The organism is Mesorhizobium sp. M7D.F.Ca.US.004.03.1.1, assembly GCF_003998635.1.
Lineage (GTDB): Bacteria > Pseudomonadota > Alphaproteobacteria > Rhizobiales > Rhizobiaceae > Mesorhizobium > Mesorhizobium loti.
Genome location: NZ_RZQG01000624.1, coordinates 1 through 3,579, shown reverse-complemented (window position 1 = coordinate 3,579; position 3,579 = coordinate 1). Strand labels below are relative to the sequence as shown.

The 3,579-nt window shown below is 60.7% G+C and carries 4 protein-coding genes; all 4 read right to left on the bottom strand.

The features are described 5' to 3' along the window. Positions 1-133: GTP-binding protein (locus EN935_RS26690; RefSeq protein WP_245261238.1), on the bottom strand; the 133-nt coding region annotated here is incomplete at its 3' end. 98 nt (positions 134-231) lie between these two features. Then, entirely contained in the window at positions 232-2,322 is a 2,091-nt protein-coding gene (fusA, locus tag EN935_RS26685) for an elongation factor G (protein WP_109672628.1), read from the bottom strand. Between the two features lie 29 nt (positions 2,323-2,351). After that, positions 2,352-2,822, bottom strand: coding sequence for a 30S ribosomal protein S7 (gene rpsG / locus EN935_RS26680; protein ID WP_008875664.1), 471 nt, complete (start codon positions 2,820-2,822; stop codon positions 2,352-2,354). Positions 2,823-2,882: 60 nt separating this feature from the next. Further along, the gene (gene rpsL, locus EN935_RS26675) at positions 2,883-3,254 is read right to left on the bottom strand and encodes a 30S ribosomal protein S12 (protein WP_006333356.1); all 372 of its coding nucleotides are present in this window, start codon (positions 3,252-3,254) and stop codon (positions 2,883-2,885) included. Positions 3,255-3,579: the final 325 nt, after the last annotated feature.

The window sequence follows — 3,579 nt, the reverse complement described above, 5'->3', positions numbered from 1 at the left end:
TCTGGTCGTAGCGCTTGTATTCGCCAAAATACTTGGTGATCGCCGCCGTCAGCGACGTCTTGCCATGGTCGACGTGGCCAATCGTGCCGATGTTCACGTGAGGCTTGTTACGCTCGAATTTACCTTTGGCCATAATCGTTCTCCGTCTATTCTACCCGCTTGGGGGAAATTGTTATTCGCTCTTCAGATCCGGCGCCGCGCAAAGGACGCGACCCGGTGGCTAAAGAACCCTTACGCGTATTTCTTCTGGACTTCCTGGGCCACCGCAGTAGGGACCGGCTCGTAGTGATCGAACTGCATCGTGTAGGCCGCACGGCCCTGGCTCATCGAGCGCAAATTGTCGACATACTTGAACATGTTGGCGAGCGGCACCATCGCGTTGATGACCACTGCAACGCCACGCGCTTCCTGACCCTGGATCTGGCCACGACGACCGTTCAGATCGCCGATGACACTGCCGACATAGTCTTCCGGCGTCACGACTTCGACCTTCATGATCGGCTCGAGCAGCTGCACGCCAAGCTTGGGTGCGGCTTCACGGAAGCAGGCGCGGCCGGCGATTTCGAAGGCCAGAACGCTGGAGTCAACATCGTGGTAGGCGCCATCGATCAGCGTCGCCTTGACGCCGATCATCGGGAAGCCCGCGAACGGACCCGAGGTCATGACGCTGTTGATGCCCTTTTCGACACCCGGGATGTATTCCTTCGGCACGGCGCCGCCGACGATCTTGGTATCGAACTCGAACTCGCTGCTGTCCGGGTTCGGCTCGAAGACGATCTTGACGCGAGCGAACTGACCGGTACCGCCGGTCTGCTTCTTGTGCGTGTAATCCTGCTCGTGCCTGCGGGTGATCGTCTCGCGATAAGCCACCTGCGGCGCGCCGACATTGGCCTCGACCTTGAACTCGCGACGCATGCGGTCGACGATGATGTCGAGGTGAAGTTCGCCCATGCCGGAAATGATGGTCTGGCCGCTTTCCTCATCGGTCTTGACGCGGAAGGACGGATCCTCGGCGGCCAAGCGGTGAAGGGCGAGGCCCATCTTTTCCTGGTCGTTCTTGGTCTTCGGCTCGATGGCGATCTGGATGACCGGATCGGGGAACTCCATGCGCTCGAGGATGACCGGATGCAGCGGATCACTGAGCGTGTCGCCCGTGGTCGTGTCCTTGAGACCGGCAAGAGCAACGATGTCGCCGGCAAAAGCCTCTTCGACGTCGGCGCGCGAGTTCGCATGCATCTGCAGCATGCGGCCGATGCGCTCTTTCTTGCCCTTCACGGTGTTGTCGACCGAGATGCCCTTGGTGAGCTTGCCCGAATAGATGCGGGCAAAGGTCAGCGAACCGACGAACGGGTCGTTCATGATCTTGAAGGCGAGCATCGACAGCGGCTCGTTGTCGTCGGCATGACGCTCGATCTCGGCGTCGGTCTTGGCATCGACGCCCTTGATGGCGGGAACATCGGCCGGCGACGGCAGATATTCGACGACGGCGTCGAGCAGCGGCTGCACGCCCTTGTTCTTGAAGGCCGAGCCGCAGAACATCGGGTAGAACTTGACCGCAATGGTGCCCTTGCGGATCAGCGCGCGGATCTCGTCATTCGACGGCATCTTGCCTTCGAGGTAATTCTCAAGCGCCGTCTCGTCCATTTCGACGGCGGCCTCGATCATCTTCTCGCGGTATTCTTCGGCACGAGCCTTGAGGTCGTCCGGGATCTCGACGATGTCCCAGGCAGCGCCCAGCGTCTCGTCGCGCCAGACCAGCGCGTTCATCTCGACGAGGTCGACGACGCCCTTGAACTCGGTCTCGGCGCCGATCGGCAGCTGCATGACGACGGCATGTGCACCGAGGCGCGAACCGATCATCTCGACCGAGCGGTAGAAGTCAGCGCCGATCTTGTCCATCTTGTTGCAGAAGATCATGCGCGGAACGCGATACTTGTCGGCCTGACGCCAGACGGTCTCCGTCTGCGGCTCGACACCGGCATTGGCATCGAGCAGCGCGATGGCGCCGTCGAGAACGCGCAGCGAACGCTCGACTTCAATGGTGAAGTCGACGTGGCCGGGGGTGTCGATGATATTGAAGCGGTACATCTTGCCGCTGCGACCCTTCCAGAAGGTCGTGGTCGCGGCGGACGTGATGGTGATGCCGCGCTCCTGCTCCTGCTCCATCCAATCCATGGTGGCAGCGCCGTCGTGGACTTCGCCGATCTTGTGCGACTTGCCCGTGTAATAGAGGACGCGCTCGGTGGTCGTCGTCTTGCCGGCGTCAATATGCGCCATGATACCGAAATTGCGGTAGTCTTCGATTTTGTATTCGCGGGCCATCGTAGCTGCCTCTCAGTCTCGTTCGCGCTTTACCAGCGGTAGTGCGCGAAAGCGCGGTTGGCTTCAGCCATCTTGTGGGTGTCTTCACGCTTCTTGACAGCGGTGCCGCGGTTGTTGGCCGCGTCCATCAGCTCGCCGGAGAGGCGGTCGACCATCGTGGTCTCGTTGCGGTTGCGGGCAGCCGCGATCAGCCAGCGAATGGCCAATGCCTGGCGGCGCTCGGGGCGCACGTCGACCGGAACCTGGTAGGTGGCGCCGCCGACACGACGCGAACGCACTTCCACATGCGGCGCAACATTGTCGAGCGCCTGATGGAAGACGGTGACCGGCTCCTGCTTGGTCTTCGACTGAACCTGGTCGAGCGCACCGTAGACGATGGTCTCGGCGACCGACTTCTTACCGTCATACATGACGGCGTTCATGAACTTGGTGACGATCAGATCGCCGAACTTCGGGTCCGGATTGATCTCACGCTTTTCTGCACTGTGACGACGCGACATGGCTTTTGTCTCTCAATCTCATAGCCCGACGCACTCAAGGAGCGCCAAGGCCGGAAAATCTTACTTCGGACGCTTGGCGCCGTACTTCGAACGGCGCTGCTTGCGGTTCTTCACACCCTGCGTGTCGAGCACGCCGCGGATGATGTGGTAGCGAACGCCCGGAAGATCCTTGACGCGGCCGCCGCGGATCATCACTACGGAGTGTTCCTGAAGGTTGTGGCCTTCGCCGGGGATGTACCCGATCACTTCAAAACCATTGGTCAGGCGGATCTTGGCCACCTTGCGCAGCGCCGAGTTCGGCTTCTTCGGCGTCGTTGTATAGACGCGCGTGCAGACGCCCCGCTTCTGCGGGTTCTGCTGCATGGCCGGGACCTTGTTGCGCTTCACCGGCGCAATGCGCGGCTTGCGGATCAGCTGGTTGACGGTAGGCATTAAACCCTCTTGTCTCTCAATTCCGTGTCTCGCCCGGTCAGGGCCGCTCAAAGCGTCATTTCCATACGCAAATTCGGGCCACAAACCGCGCCTCGCGGTCTTGCCCGAACAAATGGCAGAGGAAGCGGAAGCCGCTTCGTGCACGCCGGAAATGTCTTTTCGCTCGTAAAACGAACCCTGTTTGAGGCAAACTCCAAAGCGTGTCGCTTCGGAAGGGAGAGCCTCACATCGGTTCTGACTGGCCGGCTTCTACTAGCAAGCCCACGAACCGTCAAGCCCGGAGCAGCAAATATTGCGCGCCGGCAAGTCAGAACCGATGTGAGGC